A 17,337-nucleotide genomic window follows, 5' to 3' on the forward strand; every position below is an offset into this window, starting at 1 on the left:
TCACAAAACCCCACGATAATAATGACTTTTAGTAAAATCAGAACGGCTTATTTCCCTCAGCTTTTCCTTATATTCTTCTCCAGCAAAATTTCCTCCGCTGTTTATTATATCTAGAGCCTTACGGTATATAGCAACTGTTTTTTTCACCTCTTCCTCAGAAAGCCGCCTCCCCTCAATCCTAACCGCTTCTACCCCCAAATCTGCAATTTTGGGCAAATCTTCAATAAGGCAGAGGGTCCGGGAATTAAAAACATAATAACGGCAGAAAGCATCAGTATAAACCGGGAATTCATATCCTTTGGCATCTTTTATATAATATTCATCCTGCAGGCAAAAGCGATCGCACTTTTTGCGGTCTCCTCCCAAAAGATAAGGGAAACTGCAGTATTCAGAAACCATCAAAATAAGCTCGCCATGCACCAAAAGTTCTGCCCTGTCTAAATAGTCAAAATCCATAAGCTCCTTAAAACTCAGTTCCGGCGACAGAGTAACCCCTATAACCCCTTTAGACAGGAGGTACTCCATGGAATAGCTGTTAAAAACATTAAGGCTGTAATCAACCCTGGTCTTTATACCTCTCTCAAGACACCACTTCATGCTTCCCATATTGCCAACCAGGACTTCCTCTATCCCTTCAAGGAATTCATTCCTGAATTCGCCCGGTTTCTGAATGCGGGGAAGAGAGGGAATAATCCCCTTATATTCCTCTTTAAGATTTAAAAACAACCTGTTAATCTTTTCGGTTTTAAAAGGCTGCCCCGGCTTCAGCAGTTTTTCTACCGCTACATAAACCCGGTCAGCCCCCGCTTCTTTGGCTGCATATGCTTCTTTAATACCGCTTACGGTTATACAAAGCCTGGGCATCCCTTTTTTCCGGCTAACTGCCGTTTTTCCAGATTTTCTGGTCAAATAGGCCCTTTTATTTTCATTATATTCCTCTTCTTTTATACGCTCATAGCCAAAGCTGTAAACTTTATAAAGCTCTTCACAGGCCCGGCGGCGAGTAGCATTAAGCTCACTGAAAGGAAGCATAAGATGATTTTCAGGCCCCATCACTTCCAAATCTTTGAGATAAAAAGGAGTATTGCCCAGCCTTCCTATCTTCTCCCTCAATGTCTCGCCATCAAGCCCCTGTTTTTCCGCTTTTACAAGAGGCATATCGCTTTTAGCCAAAGCCCGGTTTCCTCTCTCATCTATAAACTCCAAAACCAGAGGTTTGCCTTCTTCCAGATAAACCCGGGCTAAAAGCCCCATCTTAAAGTTATTATCCCTGATAGTAGAGATGGCTGAAGCAATAAGCTTTTCGTCATGAGTCTTGAAAACCCGGTCATAAGGAGCTACCCGCCCATCAACTTTTAATGTTATAATATCCCCTTTGCCTGCCGAAACTACTTTCTTCCCATCAATCCTCATTTCCTTCACAATAAACGCCGGGTTTTTTCCCTTATTTACCCAAATCTCCAGGCCATCTCCCAGATTAACTTCATCCGTAAGCTTTATTTTCGTATTAAAATCCTTGTCCTGGCTTAAAACCCTTCCCACGCTTACTCCCCGGTTATTGGGGCGCATGGGGCTTAAAATCTTATCTTCCACCCCAAAAAAATATCCATGGGAAAAATTACGGTTAAATATCTTTAAAAGTTCTCTTTTTGCCTCTTCATCTACCGCATAATCTTTCTTTTCTTCCAAAATATCAAGCATCCGCCGATAGTTTCTGGTAACTACCGCCACATATTCCGGCCTTTTCATGCGCCCTTCGATTTTTAAGGATTTTACTCCCGCTTTTTCCAGCTCAGGCAGAAAATCTATAAGGGCTATATCAGCAGGGCTTAATATATACTGTCCCTTATCTAAAGCCAAAGGGGCTTGATTCTTTCTCCCGTAAAGCTTATAACCCAAGCGGCAGGGCTGTGCACATCTTCCCCGGTTGCCGCTTCTGCCCCCTACCATGCTGCTAAAAAGGCACTGTCCGGAATAAGAATAACAAAGAGCCCCGTGTACAAAAACTTCCAGTTCCAGATCGGGAACTGTCCTGCCCACCTTTTCTATCTCCTCTAAAGACATTTCCCTAGCCAGCACCACCCTTTTAACCCCTTCATTATACAAGAAAAGAGCCCCCTCTTCATTATGGACAGTCATCTGGGTACTGGCATGGATGCGCATATCTGGAAGCACCTTGCGGACAGCCTGCATAAAACCCAAATCCTGTACAATAACCGCATCTATGCCTGAACGGTAAAGACGGAAAAGATAATCCAGAGCCGGCTCAAATTCATCATCAGCCAGCAAGGTATTTATAGTCACATAAACCTTCCTGTCCCGTATATGGGCATAATAAACCGCTTCCTTTATCTCCTCTTCGGTAAAATTTTCAGCTCCCCTGCGGGCGTTAAAATCTTTGCCTCCCAAATATACAGCATCAGCACCGTTTTCTATTCCGGCTATCAAAGCTTGAAAATTTCCTGCCGGGGCCAAAAGTTCCATTATATTTATCTTCCTCCTAATCAATGCAGTTCATTTTCCAAAAAACGTTTAACCCTTATAAGCCCGGAACAAGGTATAATATTTACCCCCTCTTTCTCCAGTTCATCCAGGAAAAGATTCATACCCAGAGAATCGCTTGCCATATGTCCGGCAATAACCACATTAATGTGGTTTTCCTTGGCAGCCTGCCTGTGTTTATCGGGCATGTGCATGCATATTATGGTGCCTACCCCAGCCTGTGCCAGCTTGCCATAAGCTTCCACCGAGCCTGAGGTTCCCCCGGTCATCTTGACAAAAATCCGACCGCACCTTCTCTTTTTGTCGCCCACGATAATCCGGGGACCAGCTTTTAATTCCCGGGCTTTCCTGTATTCGGGTATTTCAAGCAGAATATCCACTATATCGCCTACTGTATCAGGCTTTTTGGTGTTAAAAAGCTCATCAAGATAGTTATTGACCAGGTTATCCGCAGGAGAATGGACGCATATAAAAGGCAAATCCAAAAGCCTGGCAGCATCCACTGCCCGCTGGTGGTTAACCGGCATAATATTTCTTTCCACCTCAGAAATACGGCTTGCCATTATACCCTGGGCTACATTGATGGGTACCCCAAATCTTTCCAGCATATCTTCCTGCATATGCATTACATCATGCAAAGCAGCATAGGCAATACCTTCCGGATGATGTGCCATGACCAGGTCTATTTTATGGCCTTTTTCGCGCAGCCGCTCAGCAAGGAGTATTTCACCGATTTCCATATCTATACCGCACAGGACAGTCTTGACTTCCTCCTCCCCGGTTCCCACCAGAATACGGGTATCGCTGAAAGGGTTAACCAGATTTTCTTTATCATAAAATTCTTTTTCTTCGTCGTTCAATTTTTCATATTCCTTCTCTTTGGCCTCCAGTATCTTATAAAGGTAATTTCCCCTTACATCATACTTTTTCCCCATCTCAACAGCCAGTTCATATATTTGGCGAAGCTTCATTTCATACCCTCCCATCATTTAACTATTCTTAATTTATTCATCCTTCTATTTTATCCTCTATTAGATTAATCCTCTTTTCTATAGTTTCCAGTTTGAGAAAAATTTTATCCAAAACCTCGGTAATCCTTACTTCCGGTACCACTTCCTCCTCTTCCTTGTTGAGCAGGGCAAAAAGTTCCGCGCGCGAAAGCTCGCTAAAAGTAGGTATATCACGCCGTTTAGCTTCTTTTATTCCCAAATCGCGCCTGCTTACCGGTTCATCATCATCTTTCAAAAGCACGCTAAAGCCTCCGCAGGGTTCAAGTATTCCTTTTTCCACCTCATCTATGTTCTTTATGCCCTGTTTGCGAAGTTCCTGCATAAGGTCATCGATATTAAACTTTTCCCGGCGCAGATTTTCCTTTATAATCCTGCCGTTATCAATCAATATAACCGGTTTTCCGGTTATAATGTGAGCCAGCTTCTGGTTTTTAAGGGCTGCATAACCTACCAGATATTCGAGGAGGGCCAGAGTAAAAAGTATTACCACTCCTTCATAAAAGGGAATGCTCTTGTCCAGGGCTACCGATACTACGGTATGTCCTACGCCTGTCATAACTACAAAATCAAAAGGGCCCAGTTCTCCCAAAGCCCTTTTACCCAAAAGCCTGATCATTATGAGAGCCATAAAATACATAACCACAGCTTTCAAAACAAAATCCAGCACATCAGCTTACCACCTGTTTTATATCCTACTCCTTATTATTGTGCCAGGTGACAGCTGCTTATGCGTAAAAACCGGGTTCTTCTAATCTCTTTGCAGAAAAGAGCGCAGCCTGTCATAAGGCCAGGTATTTATTACCTCATCAGGGGTAAGCCATCCCCTTCTGGCATTAATAACTCCGTAGCGGATGAGTTCTAAATCTTCCTTATGGTGCGCATCACTGCTTATAGCTATCTTTACCCCATATTCCCTGGCCTTTAAGGCAATTTCCTCATCAATGTCCAGCCTTTCCGGATGGGAATTTATCTCCAAAGCTACATTATGCATAGCCGCTGCTTCCAGTATGCGGTCGATATCCAGTTCATAGCCGTTTCTTCTGTTTAAAAGCCTGCCTGTCAAATGGCCTATTATATTAACCCTGTTGCTCTTTATGGCCTTTATAATCCTTTCCGTCTGCTCTTCCTTGCCGAGCTTGAAGCTGGAATGTATGGAAGCCACTACTATATCCAGCTTTTCCAGTATATCATCACTGTAATCCAGAGTGCCATCCTTAAGTATATCAACTTCAATCCCTTTTAAAACTTTAAAACCATCAAGGCTTTTGTTTATCTCATCTATAACCTTTCCCTGGGCCAAAAGGCGCTCTACGCTTAATCCACCGCTTATAGGGAGGGAGCGGGAGTGGTCAGTTATTGCTATATAGCTATAACCCCTTTCTCTTGCCTTGCTGACCATTTCCATAATATCGTGCCCACCATCGCTCCAGTCAGAATGAACATGCAGATCACCTTTTATATCCCCAGTTTCAACCAGAGAAGGCAGTTCATAAAGGCGGGCTTTTTCTATCTCGCCGCGGTTTTCTCTCAATTCCGGAGGAATATACTGTATACCTAACCGGGCATACACTTCTTCCTCCGAGGTAAGGCCTCTTAGTTCCTTCCGGTCTATTCCGGAAAACAAAACTTTCCGGTGGGATTTAGACCCGGTTGTCCATACCAGAGTATGGTAGTAATCTGCGGGAGGAACAATTATAATTTCAAAATCTATGTCATAGACAAGCTTTCCTTTTACATTTTCCTGGTCTTTCCTGGTAATTTCCTTTATTTCCGGGAATTTTTCCGCTTTTTCATGTACAGCCAGATAATCGTCAGCTGCTACCAGTATATCTATGTCACTTACCAGCGGTTTTCCCCGGCGCAGGCTTCCTGCTATGGAAGCATCAAAAATCCTTTTATCTGCAAGCAGAAAATCACGAAACTTTTCCGCCAGGGGCAAAGCTATCCCCAGATTAACCTTGCCGCTGTTCTGTTTTAGCATCTCTATGCCTTTTTTTATATTAACTTCTGTTTTTTCCCCTATTCCCGGAATCTCCCTTAATCTACCTTCTTCTGCCGCTTTTAAAAGGTCATCGATATTATCAATTCCCGTCTTCTCGTAGATAAGTTTCACCGTTTTGTGCCCTATGCCTGGTATAGCCAGCATATTAAGCACTCCGGGAGGAATTTGAAGAAGAAGGTTTTCATAATAGTCAAGCCGTCCGGTATTCAGCATCTCCTCTATCTTTTCCTTCACTGCCTTGCCTACTCCAGGTATCTCTTCCAGTTTCCCTTTCTCATAAAGTACCCGTACATCTTCATCCAGATAATATATAGCCTGGGCTGCATTCCGGTAAGCTTTTATCTTAAAAGGATTTTCATCCTTTATAAGCAGTATATCAGCTATACGGTTTAAAATATCAGCTATCTGCCTGTTAGTCATTCTTTTCTCCCATCCTGTTTTTTCTTTCTTCTTCTACCATCTTCAAAAGCTTGTCATAGTCATCCTGCAGCTTATTAAGCTCATCAGCCAGATTAAGGGCAGTAAGAACGGCAATTTTGGCAGTAGAAAGATGGGGATTGCGCTGCTGGATAAGCTTCATGCGTTTATCGATATAGGCAGCCAGCATTTCTATATATTCCGGGCTTTCTTCCCCTTTTACCACATAGTTTTCCCCAAAAATCTCCACATTCACCTTATTGACCGTTTTCCTATCTTTATCCAAAACAAATGCCTCCCCATTTTACATAAGCGGTTTATTCTATAACCATTATATCTTTTCCTTCCTGTATTACCAAGGCAAAAGCTGAGATGTCAGAATTAAAAAATAAAACAGCTGACATAAAATAAAAAATCAGCATAAAGGATTTTTATCCATCATGCTGATCGATACAAGCTGGTTATCCAGTTACCTGCCAGCTTTTTTTTTTCTGGCCAGTTCGTTAAAGTCTACCCGGCGTCCTTCTACGATATAAACCACCATTTCTCCAATATTGGTTGCATGATCCCCTATCCTTTCCAGATGCCCCGCCACCAAAAGAAGCTCCGTAGCCTGGGTAATAGTCCTGGGATCCTGCATCATATAGGAAAGAAGTTCCCTGAAAATCTGGTCATAAAGGGCATCCATCTGTTCTTCCATGGGAATAAGGCTCATAGCCTTTTCGATATTTTCATATATAAAAGCATCAAGAGCAATGCTTATCATATCCCTTCCAATCTCCGCCATGCGCGGAATATCGATAAGCCTTTTTATATAAGGCTGTTCATAAAGCTTAATGGTAATTCCGGCTATATCTTCTGCATGGTCAGCCATTCTTTCCATATCAATTATCATGCGCAAAATTGTAGCTATAAGCCGCAAATCTTTAGCCATAGGCTGCTTTAACGCAATCAGGCCCAAAGCTTTCTTTTCAATATCAAATTCCATTTTGTCAATAAGATCATCATGGGCAATAACCTCATTGGCCAAATCCAGATTCTTTTCCACCAGTGATTTTACGGATTTATATACCTGTTCCTCCAGAAGCCTTCCCATTTTCAAAATTTCTTCTTTTAACTTTTCCAGCTCATTCTGCAGGTTATCAATTACCATCAAGCAACTCCTCCTTTTTAGCCAAACCTTCCGGTTATATAATCTTCCGTCCTCTTATCCCGGGGATTTACAAAAAGCTCATCTGTACGGTTATATTCAACAAGCCTGCCGTTTAAGAAAAACCCGGTATAATCGGAAACCCTGGCAGCCTGCTGCATATTATGGGTAACGATGACAATAGTATAGTTGCTGCGGAGTTCAGCTATCAATTCTTCCAGCTTGGCAGTTGAAATGGGATCCAAAGCCGAAGCCGGTTCATCCATAAGTATAATCTCAGGATTAACTGCCAGCACCCGGGCAATAACCAGCCTTTGCTGCTGCCCCCCTGATAAGCCGGTCGCTGGAGATTTAAGCCTGTCTTTTACTTCATTCCACAGATTGGCTGCCTTAAGGCTTTTTTCCACAATTTCATCCAGAACCCTTTTGTCTTTTATTCCATGAATGCGGGGCCCATAAGCTACATTTTCATAGATGGACATAGGAAAAGCAGAAGGCTTTTGAAAAACCATCCCTACCTTTTTGCGCAGGGCCACCACATCTACATCCTTATCATAAATAGGCTTTTCATCAATATATATCTGGCCTTCTATCCTTACCCCATCAATCAGCTCATTAAGACGGTTGATACTGCGCAGAAAAGTAGATTTTCCACAGCCGGAAGGGCCAATAAGAGCGGTTACCTTATTGCTTTCTATATCCATATTGATATCATAAAGGGCCTGAAAGCTGCCGTAAAAAACCTTCAAATCCCTGCTGCTTATTTTTATATTATTCATAATCTCTTCACCTCTATCTGTTAAGTGGAGACAAACGTCTCATACCATAATGAGCTGCATAGTTTATTATTAATATAAGAACAATGATAACAAATGCGGTGCCAAAAGCCCTTTCTAAAGATATTCCCTCCATAGCCAGAATATAAAGATGCACTGCCATGGTACGCGCAGGATCCGTTATCCCCATAGGCATTCCCAGAGAACTCCCGGCTGTTAAAAGAAGGGCTGCTGTTTCACCTACCGCTCTTCCTACGGAGAGGATAATACCGGTAGCTATACCTGGAAGAGCAGAAGGAAGCACAATCTTTCTTATCGTCTGCCACTTGCCAGCCCCTAAAGCCAGGCTGTTTTCCCTGTATTCACGGGGAACTGCCAGAATCGCTTCCTGAGAAGTCCTGGTGATAGTCGGAAGTATCATGATGGCCATCGTCATGGAACCAGACAATATCGACCATCCCCAGCCCAAAAAAATCACAAAAAATACAAAACCGAACAGTCCAAATACAATAGACGGAATACCAGCCAGCGTTTCGGCAGTCAAATTTACCAGATAGGCAAACCGGCTGTTTTTCCTGGCATATTCTTCAAGATAAACTGCACTGGCAACCCCTATAGGTACTGCAAGAAGAAGCGATCCTAAAACCAGATAAAGGGTGCTTATAATAGTGGTAGAAATTCCGCCTTCCTTGCCGGCTCTGGCTGGGGGAGTAAAAATAAAATCGAAGTTTACCGAAGAAATCCCCCGGAAAATAATATAACCAATAATAACTGCCAGTATGGCTGTAATAATAAAAGCTGCCAGCCAGAATAGCAAAGTCATCATCTTTTCCTTATAATTAACGGTTTGCATTATTAATACCTGCCTTTGCTGAAATACTGACTATAATATTTAGGAGTACAATAAAAACAAAAAGTACAGTTCCGGTAGCAAACAATGCTGCCTGATGATCGCCTGCGGCATATCCCATTTCCAGGACTATGTTGCTGGTCATCGTTCTTACCGGTGATAATATGCTTTCCGGAATAATGGTGGCATTCCCGGTCACCATAACCACCGCCATCGTTTCCCCAATTGCCCTTCCCATCCCCAGAACTACTGCCGTAATTATCCCGGAACGGGCTGAAGGTACAATAATCCTCCATATACTCTGGTAATGAGTGGCCCCCAAAGCAAGGGAGTTAATCTTGTATTCCTCAGGAACCGCCAGGATGGCATCACGCGATATATTTATTATGGTCGGCAGGATCATAATCCCCAGAATAATGGCTCCTGCCAGGATACTCAACCCGCTTCCGCCCAGGTTATCCCTTATAAAAGGCACTACCACAATCAGCCCAAAAAAACCGTAAACTACGGAAGGTATACCAGCCAGGAGCTCTATAAAACTCCCCAGGACATTTCGCACCCTTAAAGGCGCTATTTCTGCCATAAAAATAGCGGTAATAAGGCCTAGAGGAACTGCCCACAAAAGCGCTCCCAAAGTAACCGCCAGAGAACCTACGAACATGGTGCCGATGCCGAATTTATTCTTCATCGGATTCCATTCGGTATTTAAGATAAAATCAGCAACTCCTGTCCTGGCAATCAGGGGTATGCCTTTTACAAAAATAAATATGGTTATAAGCAGAATGGCCAGAATAAATATACTTGCACTCAAGGCTAAAATTTTTTCTACCCACAGCTCTTTATTCCTGGCCATGCGGGTTTTCCCCAAATCCTCACCTGAAGAAACATTTGTTAACCCATCTTTAACACTTTTCGCAATAGTATAATTGGTCACTCTCTCACCAGCCTCTGCTCTATTCTAGACTAATCTTAATATGCCACTGTAAAGCGATATAAATTACAACTTTAATAAAATGTTGTTTTATTGTAAACCCAATGTAAAACCTGCCCCACATCCTATACGATATGAGGCAGGTTTCAAAAACCAGCAACTGGCTTTAGAGCTGCACCTTAAGGTGCAGTCTCCTAGCATAGGGAACCTAGGGTCACAGCATCTGTCTATGCCCATAGATATCATTAAGCTATATTATTTTAAAGGCACTGCTCCTTCATCCTGCATAATCTTTTGCCCTTCAGCGCTTAAAACAAAGTCGATGAAAGCTTTTACTACACCAGTCGGTTCGCCCTTGGTAAGGTAGATAAACGGCCTTGAAATCTTGTAGCTGCCATTCTTTACATTTTCAGCATTAGCCTCTACTCCATCCACTTTAACAGCTTTTACCTTATCATCGAGTGCATGCAGGGAAACAAACCCTATCGCATTTTTATCTCCCGCTACTGCTGAAGCTACTGCTCCAGTAGAATTCTGGATAATAACCTTATTGGAAATATCCTGCTTTTCCATAACTATTTCTTCAAAAGCCCCTCTGGTTCCAGAGCCTGCTTCCCGGCATACCACAGTGATAGGAGCATCGTCCCCTCCTACTTCTTTCCAGTTGGTTATATTGCCAAGGTAAATATTTTTTATCTGTTCTTTAGTCAAATTATCAATTTTATTGGCCGGGTTTACGATAATGGCAATACCGTCATAAGCAATAACAGTTTCCACAAGGCCCTGTCCTTTTTCTTCCTCTTTCAGTTCACGGGAACTGGAACCGATGTCAGCAGCTCCTGTAGCAGCAGCCGTTATACCCTGGCTGGAACCGCCACCCTGTACATTAATCTGTACGCCGGGATTATCCTGCATAAATTTTTCAGCCAGCACTTCGCTAAAAGGCTGCACCGAAGTGGAACCAGCAATAGTTATGGTACCTGTAAGCTTTTCTCCTTCCTCGGCAGCTTTTTCTTCCTGCTGCTTCTTTCCACATCCACCTAAAACAAGAGTGGTAAAGAGCAGCATACTTAAGACTACCAGACTGATTAATTTTTTTCCTCTCACTTTCTTACCTCCCAAAAAAATTTTAAATCTCATCTGTAACTAAAGATAACTTACCCATGTAAACCTAAAATCTATTCTTTCTAAATTTTGTCTTTTTATAATGTAAAATATCTGTAAACATCTTAAAAAAACTAAAACCCTATTTTAAGCTTCGAGCCTAAAACAGGGTTTTTAGCCTTTTTTATCAGCTATACATCTCCTCAATCTCTTTGCTGAAGTTTTTAATTATATTACGATGCTTGGTCTTTAAAGTGGGAGTAAGCTCTTCCAGGCTTTCCAGGAACCGCCGGTTAGAAATATGGAATTTCTTAATCCGTTCATAATCCTCCAGTTCCTTATTAGCTTCCGCAATATCTTGCTCAATAAGCTTTCTCACTTCTTCATGATTTACAAAATCATCTCCCACTTTGACACATATCCTTTCTGCCCCTTCCCCTTCATATACAATCTGCGACTGGTCAAATTCTATTCCCCTGGCTTTAAGCAGGCTCATTATATAGTCAAACTTGGGAACTACAATGGCACTTATAAATTTGCGGTCATCTCCCAGCACACATATCTGCTCAATATAGCGGGCAGTGGCAAATTTGCTTTCCACCTTGGCTCTGGCCACATTTTTGCCGGTATCCAGCACTATTATGCTCTTTTTGCGGTCGACAATCTTATAATACCCGTTGGGGAGTTTTACTGCTATATCGCCAGTCTTGAAAAAGCCGTCTTCTGTAAAAGCTTCAGCAGTAGCTTCAGGATTTTTATAATAGCCCAGGAATACAGTGCCGCCTCTTACCAGCAATTCCCCATCCTCCGCGATTTTTTCTTCGCTGAAATAAAGGGTAGGCCCGACTGAACCAGGCATAACAGCGCGCAAGCTGTTGAAATTAATGGCATTCATAGTTTCCGTAAGCCCATAACCTTCACATATCCTTATCCCCATTGCCATATAAAGCTTGCAGAGTTCAGGGGAGAGAGCTGCAGAAGCCGAAAAAGCAATGCGGAAATTGCCTCCCAAAAGCTGCCTTACCTTGCTGAAAACCGCCTGGTCAGCCCATCTGTATTCTTCTTTGAGCTCTTCCGGAAGCCCTTCCAGTAAATCTACATCAAACCCCATATCAACACAGCCATTTTCATCCATACGGGCTTCCACGACCTTAAGTCCTATATTTACCGCTTTTTCAAAGGCTGCTTTCCCTTCCGGAGTACTGCTGGCTGCGTCCCTTATGGCCATATATATCCTTTCAAAAATGCGGGGCACGCAGCAAAACCAGGTAGGTTTGAAAATCTGCAGGTCAGTCATTATCGTCTGCGGTTTCTCGGCATAGGCAATAGTACAGCCGGCATTTATAGAAACCATCTGTCCGCACTGTCTTTCATAGGAATGAGATAAAGGCAGGAAAGAAAGGTTGACATCATTTTCATCAATCATATAGCCGGCATGGGCAAAATTATTGTTATCGGCCTGAATGGCTGTCATTATAGTCTGGTGGGTATGTACCGCCCCTTTAGGCTGGCCGGTAGTCCCGGAAGTATATATTATAGTAGCCGGATCCCATACCTTTATATCATGCCAGGCCTTTTCATAGGCATAGGGATGTTTGTGAAGATACCTCATGCCTATTTCTTTTAAAACACCAAGATACATGAATTTGTTATCCGGAGGAAGCTTCACATTATCCTCCATAACTATAACCTTTTCCAGAACCGGCATTTCATCAAGAACCTGGACTACTTTTTCCAGGGTAGCTTCATCCCTTATAAAAAGGAAGCGGGAACCTGAATTATTAACAATAAATTTCATCTCCCCGGGAGAAAGCGTGGGATAAATAGTAACCGTAACCCCTCCGCTGCATAAAATAGCAAAATCTGCCCACAGCCACTGGGGACAGTTGGCAGACATTATCGCTGCCCGGTCACCTTTTTGCATGCCTAAAGCCAGAAGTCCACCGGCAATATCACGAACTATCATGCCCACTTCCGAATAGGTAAGTGAAGAAGTAGTACTGGGGCCTGTCTTAAACCACTGGCACCTTCGCTCCCCATATTTTATAACCGATTCATTAAACATCTGGGGAACTGTACAAACCCTCATATGTTCTCTTTTTACCATATATCTCCCCCCTGCAGCATTTTAATTATATTTTATCATAAATAATATTTCGCATATAGATAATAACTCCTAATTTTTTTGTCAAATCTTTTAAAAAAATCTCGCCTCCCGGCGAAAAAATTATACATGCAAACTAGCTTTGTTTGAACGGCAATATTACAGTAAAAACAGAACCTTTTCCCATCTGGCTTTCCACTTTTATTAACCCGCCATGATTTTCCACCAGATGTTTTACAATCGCCAGCCCTAATCCCGTACCTCCAGTCTTTCGCGACCTGGCCTTGTCTACCCGGTAAAACCTTTCAAAAAGCCGGGGGATTTCTTTTTCCGGTATCCCTTCTCCCTCATCGCCCACCCTTATTACAGCATTTTGGCCTTCCCGGGCAACTTCCAGAGTTATCCTGCTTCCCTGGAGGCTGTAGTAGACTGCATTTTCCAGAAGATTCAGCATAACCCGCATAAGCTGTTCTTTATCAGCTTCGACAATTACATCTTCACTTCCGGCAATATAAATATCATCCTTTCTTTCCGGAAAACGTCTCCTTATTATTTCCGCCGCTTCCCTAACTATCTTCAATACATCGACTTCCACAAAATTAGTCGGCATCTTCCCAGTTTCTATGCGGGAAAGTTCCAGGAGTTCATCAATAAGCTTCTTTAACCTTTGTGCCTCATCATAGATAATACGGCTGAATTCCCTGATATTTTCCGTATTGTCGCCTTTTTCCTCCATCAAGGTTTCGGCAAAACCGCTGATGGCCGCTACCGGGGTTTTAAGCTCATGTGATACATTCGCTACAAAATCGCGCCTTATCCTTTCCAGCCTCTTTATTTCAGTTATATCATTCATGACTATAAGTATACTGTTTAAAAAGCCTTCACTGCCTTCCATCACCGGTATCACATTGGCCTCAATAATCCTTTCTCCCCGGTCATGCAGGTTTATACTGCGGCGAACCGGGACAAGTTCCTGCCTTACTTCATCAATCGCCTGAGCAAGTTCATAGTTGGATATCGTTTCCACACTTTTCCTCCCTATATAATCATCCTCAAAGCCAAACAGCCTCTCAGCCACCGGATTGGCATATATTATCCTTCCCTCATCATCCAGCATAAGTATTGCGTTTACCGTATTGTTCAAAACCGCCTCAAAGCGGTTTTTGACCTCAGAAATAGCAATAATGGTCTTTTCCAGATACTCTGTCATATCATTTACTGCTTCCGCCAGTATCCCCAGCTCATCATCCGACTTGTACCTTACCCTGCGTTTAAGGTTTCCCCTGGCAATATCCTTCACCGCTTCGGTTATGTCGCTTATCGGCTGGGAAAAACGCCGGGCAATAAAAACACTTATAAGAAAAGCGGTAAATCCGGTAAGAATAATACTGAAAAATAAAACCGAGAAAAGTTTTTTATAAAGGGTTTCCACCTCGTTTAAAGGTTTAGCCAGCCTTACCACCCCTTCAATGTCCCCTTTTTTAAAGGGTACCGCAACATAAAGCATTTTTATGCCGGCAGTGCCGCTAAACCTTATATCCTGCCCCACCTCTCCCCTTAATGCCTTATAAACTTCAGGCCTTCCCGCATGGGACTCCATACGGGAAGCTTCAAAATGAGAATCTGCCAGCACCTTTCCTTCCCTGTCAATAACCGTAACCCGATTTCCTGTATCCCTGGCTACCCGGTGAGCAATTTTATCTGCAAATAACGCAAAATTTTCCTCCCCCGAATTATACAACTCGAACATTTCCGCAGTCAGAACTGCTTCATATATAAGGCTGTTTTTGACATCGTCAATATAATATTCCCTGAAAAAATGGGAAAGAACAAGGCTGCTTACCAGAATAATAGCCAGAATAACCGCCAGATAAGTCACCGTAAGTTTGGCACGAACCGAGCTAAACATTTTTCTCCACCTCAAACTTATATCCCAGTCCCCTTACCGTCTTTATATACTGCGGATTTTTGGGGTCTTTTTCAATCTTGTCCCTGAGTTTGCTTACATGAACATCAAGAACCCTGGTGTTGGCTCCATCTGCATAATCCCACAAAACTTCCAGAAGATAATCCCTCTTTAATACCCTTCCCCGGTTGCGCAGGAAAATTTCCAGAAGTTCATATTCTTTTAAGGTAAGGTCCAGCAGTTTTCCCTCATGATAAATCTCATACCTTTCCGGCTTAATAGTAAAACTTCCCACCACCAGAGTTTTTTCTCCCTCAGAAGGCACCGCTTCTTTTTCCCCTCTTCTTCTCAAAACTGCCTTTACCCGTGCTATAAGTTCACGCACGCTGAAAGGCTTGGTTACATAATCATCAGCTCCCAGTTCCAAACCTAAAACCTTGTCAATCTCTTCATCCTTGGCAGTAAGCATTATTATGGGGGTATTTATACCTTCACCCCTGAGCTGCCGGCAAACCTCCAGCCCATCCTTCTCCGGCAGCATGAGGTCAAGAATAATAAGGTCAGGATTATTTTCTTTAGCCAGGCTGTAAGCAGTCTCCCCATCATAGGCACTTAAAGTTTCAAAACCCTCTTTGTTCAGATTGTAGGTTATAAGCCTTACCAGAGCTTCTTCATCATCTACTACCAGTATTTTGCCTTTCATAAACTCACCCCAGGTCATGTAAATTAAAGTTTACAATTATATGTTAGCTTTTAAAAAAGATTAATTAAATAGGCCTACTTTATTTTTACCTTAAACTTACAAATTTTTTACATAAAAAAAGCCGGCTTGCGCCGGCATATATTCAGGCTTTAAACCAGCTGCCGCCTATAAATTCCCGCAGGATCGAATTAGGAGGCACCTGGTCAGTTTCTACAGGTTTAAAATGGGAAAGAAATCTCATAAGCCTTCTTGCCTCATGATATTCCGGATAATCAGGGGTTATTTCCTTAAGCAAAGGTTCGGCAAAAGGCCGCAAAACCGAAAACTCGTAAACCAGGGAAGTGTTAAACATTACATCAGCATTTTCCTGAAAGGGGAAAATATTTTTCTCTTCTCCCCTTCTCACTGACGGCCATCTCTTTATAGTATCCCGGGCTGAATATCCCCGGGTGCGGCTGTCCCTGACCATCCGCCTTATAAGCCTGGCATCAGTAGTCGGTATACGGTTGGTATTATCCAAATTAAGCTGGGTTAAAGCACTTACATAAATCTTGAACTTCTGTTCCCCGGGTATGCTGAAAGTAAGTTTGTCATTAAGGGCATGAATCCCTTCGATTATGATAACTTCACCCCTGGGAACCTTAACATTTTTTCCTTTAGGCTCGGCCCTGCCGGTTATAAAATTGAAAACCGGCACCTCTACCTCTTCACCATTTATAAGCCTTTGCAAATGCTCATTAAAAAGGTCTACCTTCAATGCTTCCAGCGCTTCAAAATCATATTCCCCTTTTTCATCCCGCGGCGTATTTTCCCGGTTCACAAAATAATCATCAAGGGATATGGTAACCGGCTTTTTCCCGCTGGCTCTAAGCTGTATATAAAGGCGCTGGGCAAAAGTGGTCTTGCCTGATGAAGAAGGGCCAGATATCAAAACCAGCCTAACTTCCCTGTTTTTGCATATCTCTTCGGCAATCAGGGCCACCTTCTTCTCATGCAGTGCTTCATTGATTCGTATAATCTCCGCTATCCTTCCTTCCTCAATAAGACGGTTCAAAGCGGCAGCATGAGGAGTTTCCAGCATTTCCGCCCACCTTTTGGATTCCTTGAATATGGCCCCCAGCTTCTTTTGCTCTATATAAGGCTTAATCCCGTCCGGTGCATCCATTTCCGGAGTCTGCAGTATAATGCCTCCCTCATAGGGCAGAAGCCTGAAAAGTTTAAGCATCCCGGTCCTTGGCAGCATAAACCCGAAAAAATAATCATAAAAGCCTTCTATTTCATACACCCATACTTCATCATTTTCCACAAACTCCAGCATCTCCGCCTTGTCCGGCTGGTTCTGCTTCTTAAAAATCTCTGCCGCTTCCCTGCGGGGAAGCATAAATTTATTTATCGGCAGATCATCCTCCACCAGTTTTTTCATCTTATCTTCCAGAAGCTGTACTTCTCTTTCGCTTATGCTTTCCCCGACCAGTTCACACAAAAGCCCGTTAGAGAGCGAATGCCTAACTACAAGCCTTTTTTCCGGGAAAAGTTCATGAAAAGCCTTAAGCATTATGAAAACCGCCGTCCGCCGGTAAACCCTCAGGCCATATTCAGATGTCAGATCCAGCAGCTCTACCCGGCTGTCCTTTACAAGCTGATAAGCCAAATCCTGCGCTTCATTATTGACAATAGCCGCCACTACCATATAAGGCAGCCTATCCGCACACATCCTGACCAGATCTTCAATCTCAGTGCCATAAGGCACCTCAAATTCCCCTATATCCTTAACAAGAACATTTATCTTCCCTTTATCCTGCTGTATCTCTTGCATATAAAAGCCTCCCCCCTCTGATGACGGACGGTTCTTGTATCCCTTTCGGGACTGCAAGAACCGTCA

The 17,337-nt window shown here is 42.9% G+C and carries 14 protein-coding genes; all 14 read right to left on the bottom strand.

All coding sequences use genetic code 11. The features are described 5' to 3' along the window. The 14 genes from ACZ42E_RS06220 to ACZ42E_RS06285 all read right to left on the bottom strand — a co-directional run bounded on the left by ACZ42E_RS06220 (position 1) and on the right by ACZ42E_RS06285 (position 17,271). Positions 1–2,484 (bottom strand): U32 family peptidase, encoded by a 2,484-nt coding sequence (locus ACZ42E_RS06220; protein ID WP_464891492.1) that lies wholly within the window; start codon positions 2,482–2,484, stop codon positions 1–3. 20 nt (positions 2,485–2,504) lie between these two features. Then, positions 2,505–3,473 (bottom strand): NGG1p interacting factor NIF3, encoded by a 969-nt coding sequence (locus ACZ42E_RS06225; protein WP_464891493.1) that lies wholly within the window; start codon positions 3,471–3,473, stop codon positions 2,505–2,507. Between the two features lie 37 nt (positions 3,474–3,510). Beyond that, a complete protein-coding gene (locus ACZ42E_RS06230; protein ID WP_464891494.1) occupies positions 3,511–4,179 on the bottom strand; it encodes a DUF421 domain-containing protein in 669 nt (222 codons plus the stop codon). A gap of 81 nt (positions 4,180–4,260) precedes the next feature. Beyond that, complete coding sequence (gene polX, locus ACZ42E_RS06235; protein ID WP_464891495.1) at positions 4,261–5,934, bottom strand: DNA polymerase/3'-5' exonuclease PolX; 1,674 nt, start codon at positions 5,932–5,934, stop codon at positions 4,261–4,263. Beyond that, positions 5,927–6,217 carry a cell division protein ZapA gene (locus ACZ42E_RS06240; protein ID WP_464891496.1) on the bottom strand — a complete coding sequence of 97 codons (291 nt, stop codon included), beginning with the start codon at positions 6,215–6,217 and terminating at the stop codon, positions 5,927–5,929. The genes polX and ACZ42E_RS06240 overlap by 8 nt, the downstream gene beginning before the upstream one ends. Before the next feature lie 183 nt (positions 6,218–6,400). After that, positions 6,401–7,084 (bottom strand): phosphate signaling complex protein PhoU, encoded by a 684-nt coding sequence (phoU, locus tag ACZ42E_RS06245; RefSeq protein WP_464893497.1) that lies wholly within the window; start codon positions 7,082–7,084, stop codon positions 6,401–6,403. Between the two features lie 17 nt (positions 7,085–7,101). Continuing rightward, positions 7,102–7,860 (bottom strand): phosphate ABC transporter ATP-binding protein PstB, encoded by a 759-nt coding sequence (gene pstB / locus ACZ42E_RS06250; RefSeq protein ID WP_464891497.1) that lies wholly within the window; start codon positions 7,858–7,860, stop codon positions 7,102–7,104. 13 nt (positions 7,861–7,873) lie between these two features. After that, a complete protein-coding gene (gene pstA / locus ACZ42E_RS06255; RefSeq protein WP_464891498.1) occupies positions 7,874–8,710 on the bottom strand; it encodes a phosphate ABC transporter permease PstA in 837 nt (278 codons plus the stop codon). Continuing rightward, positions 8,697–9,560: a phosphate ABC transporter permease subunit PstC gene (gene pstC, locus ACZ42E_RS06260; RefSeq protein ID WP_464893498.1), complete on the bottom strand. Its 864-nt coding sequence runs from the start codon at positions 9,558–9,560 to the stop codon at positions 8,697–8,699. The genes pstA and pstC overlap by 14 nt, the downstream gene beginning before the upstream one ends. Positions 9,561–9,893: 333 nt before the next feature. Then, the gene (locus ACZ42E_RS06265) at positions 9,894–10,745 is read right to left on the bottom strand and encodes a phosphate ABC transporter substrate-binding protein (RefSeq protein ID WP_464891499.1); all 852 of its coding nucleotides are present in this window, start codon (positions 10,743–10,745) and stop codon (positions 9,894–9,896) included. 184 nt (positions 10,746–10,929) lie between these two features. Further along, a complete protein-coding gene (locus ACZ42E_RS06270) occupies positions 10,930–12,849 on the bottom strand; it encodes an AMP-dependent synthetase/ligase (protein ID WP_464891500.1) in 1,920 nt (639 codons plus the stop codon). A gap of 133 nt (positions 12,850–12,982) precedes the next feature. Further along, the gene (gene pnpS, locus ACZ42E_RS06275; protein ID WP_464891501.1) at positions 12,983–14,755 is read right to left on the bottom strand and encodes a two-component system histidine kinase PnpS; all 1,773 of its coding nucleotides are present in this window, start codon (positions 14,753–14,755) and stop codon (positions 12,983–12,985) included. Next, positions 14,748–15,455 carry a response regulator transcription factor gene (locus ACZ42E_RS06280; RefSeq protein WP_464891502.1) on the bottom strand — a complete coding sequence of 236 codons (708 nt, stop codon included), beginning with the start codon at positions 15,453–15,455 and terminating at the stop codon, positions 14,748–14,750. Before ACZ42E_RS06280 ends, pnpS begins: the two co-directional genes overlap by 8 nt. Before the next feature lie 142 nt (positions 15,456–15,597). Next, on the bottom strand, positions 15,598–17,271 hold the full coding sequence (locus tag ACZ42E_RS06285; protein WP_464891503.1) for a uridine kinase family protein: 1,674 nt from the start codon (positions 17,269–17,271) through the stop codon (positions 15,598–15,600). Positions 17,272–17,337: the final 66 nt, after the last annotated feature.

The organism is Thermosyntropha tengcongensis, from assembly GCF_055381335.1.

What these genes read in the sequence shown, in the direction of transcription:
- ACZ42E_RS06220 (WP_464891492.1), bottom strand. Translation starts at nt 2,484, where the DNA reads ATGGAACTTTTGGCCCCGGCAGGAAATTTTCAAGCTTTGATAGCCGGA.
- ACZ42E_RS06225 (WP_464891493.1), bottom strand. Translation starts at nt 3,473, where the DNA reads ATGAAGCTTCGCCAAATATATGAACTGGCTGTTGAGATGGGGAAAAAG.
- polX (WP_464891495.1), bottom strand. Translation starts at nt 5,934, where the DNA reads ATGACTAACAGGCAGATAGCTGATATTTTAAACCGTATAGCTGATATA.
- phoU (WP_464893497.1), bottom strand. Translation starts at nt 7,084, where the DNA reads ATGGTAATTGATAACCTGCAGAATGAGCTGGAAAAGTTAAAAGAAGAA.
- pstB (WP_464891497.1), bottom strand. Translation starts at nt 7,860, where the DNA reads ATGAATAATATAAAAATAAGCAGCAGGGATTTGAAGGTTTTTTACGGC.
- pstA (WP_464891498.1), bottom strand. Translation starts at nt 8,710, where the DNA reads ATGCAAACCGTTAATTATAAGGAAAAGATGATGACTTTGCTATTCTGG.
- pstC (WP_464893498.1), bottom strand. Translation starts at nt 9,560, where the DNA reads ATGGCCAGGAATAAAGAGCTGTGGGTAGAAAAAATTTTAGCCTTGAGT.
- ACZ42E_RS06270 (WP_464891500.1), bottom strand. Translation starts at nt 12,849, where the DNA reads ATGGTAAAAAGAGAACATATGAGGGTTTGTACAGTTCCCCAGATGTTT.
- pnpS (WP_464891501.1), bottom strand. Translation starts at nt 14,755, where the DNA reads ATGTTTAGCTCGGTTCGTGCCAAACTTACGGTGACTTATCTGGCGGTT.
- ACZ42E_RS06280 (WP_464891502.1), bottom strand. Translation starts at nt 15,455, where the DNA reads ATGAAAGGCAAAATACTGGTAGTAGATGATGAAGAAGCTCTGGTAAGG.
- ACZ42E_RS06285 (WP_464891503.1), bottom strand. Translation starts at nt 17,271, where the DNA reads ATGCAAGAGATACAGCAGGATAAAGGGAAGATAAATGTTCTTGTTAAG.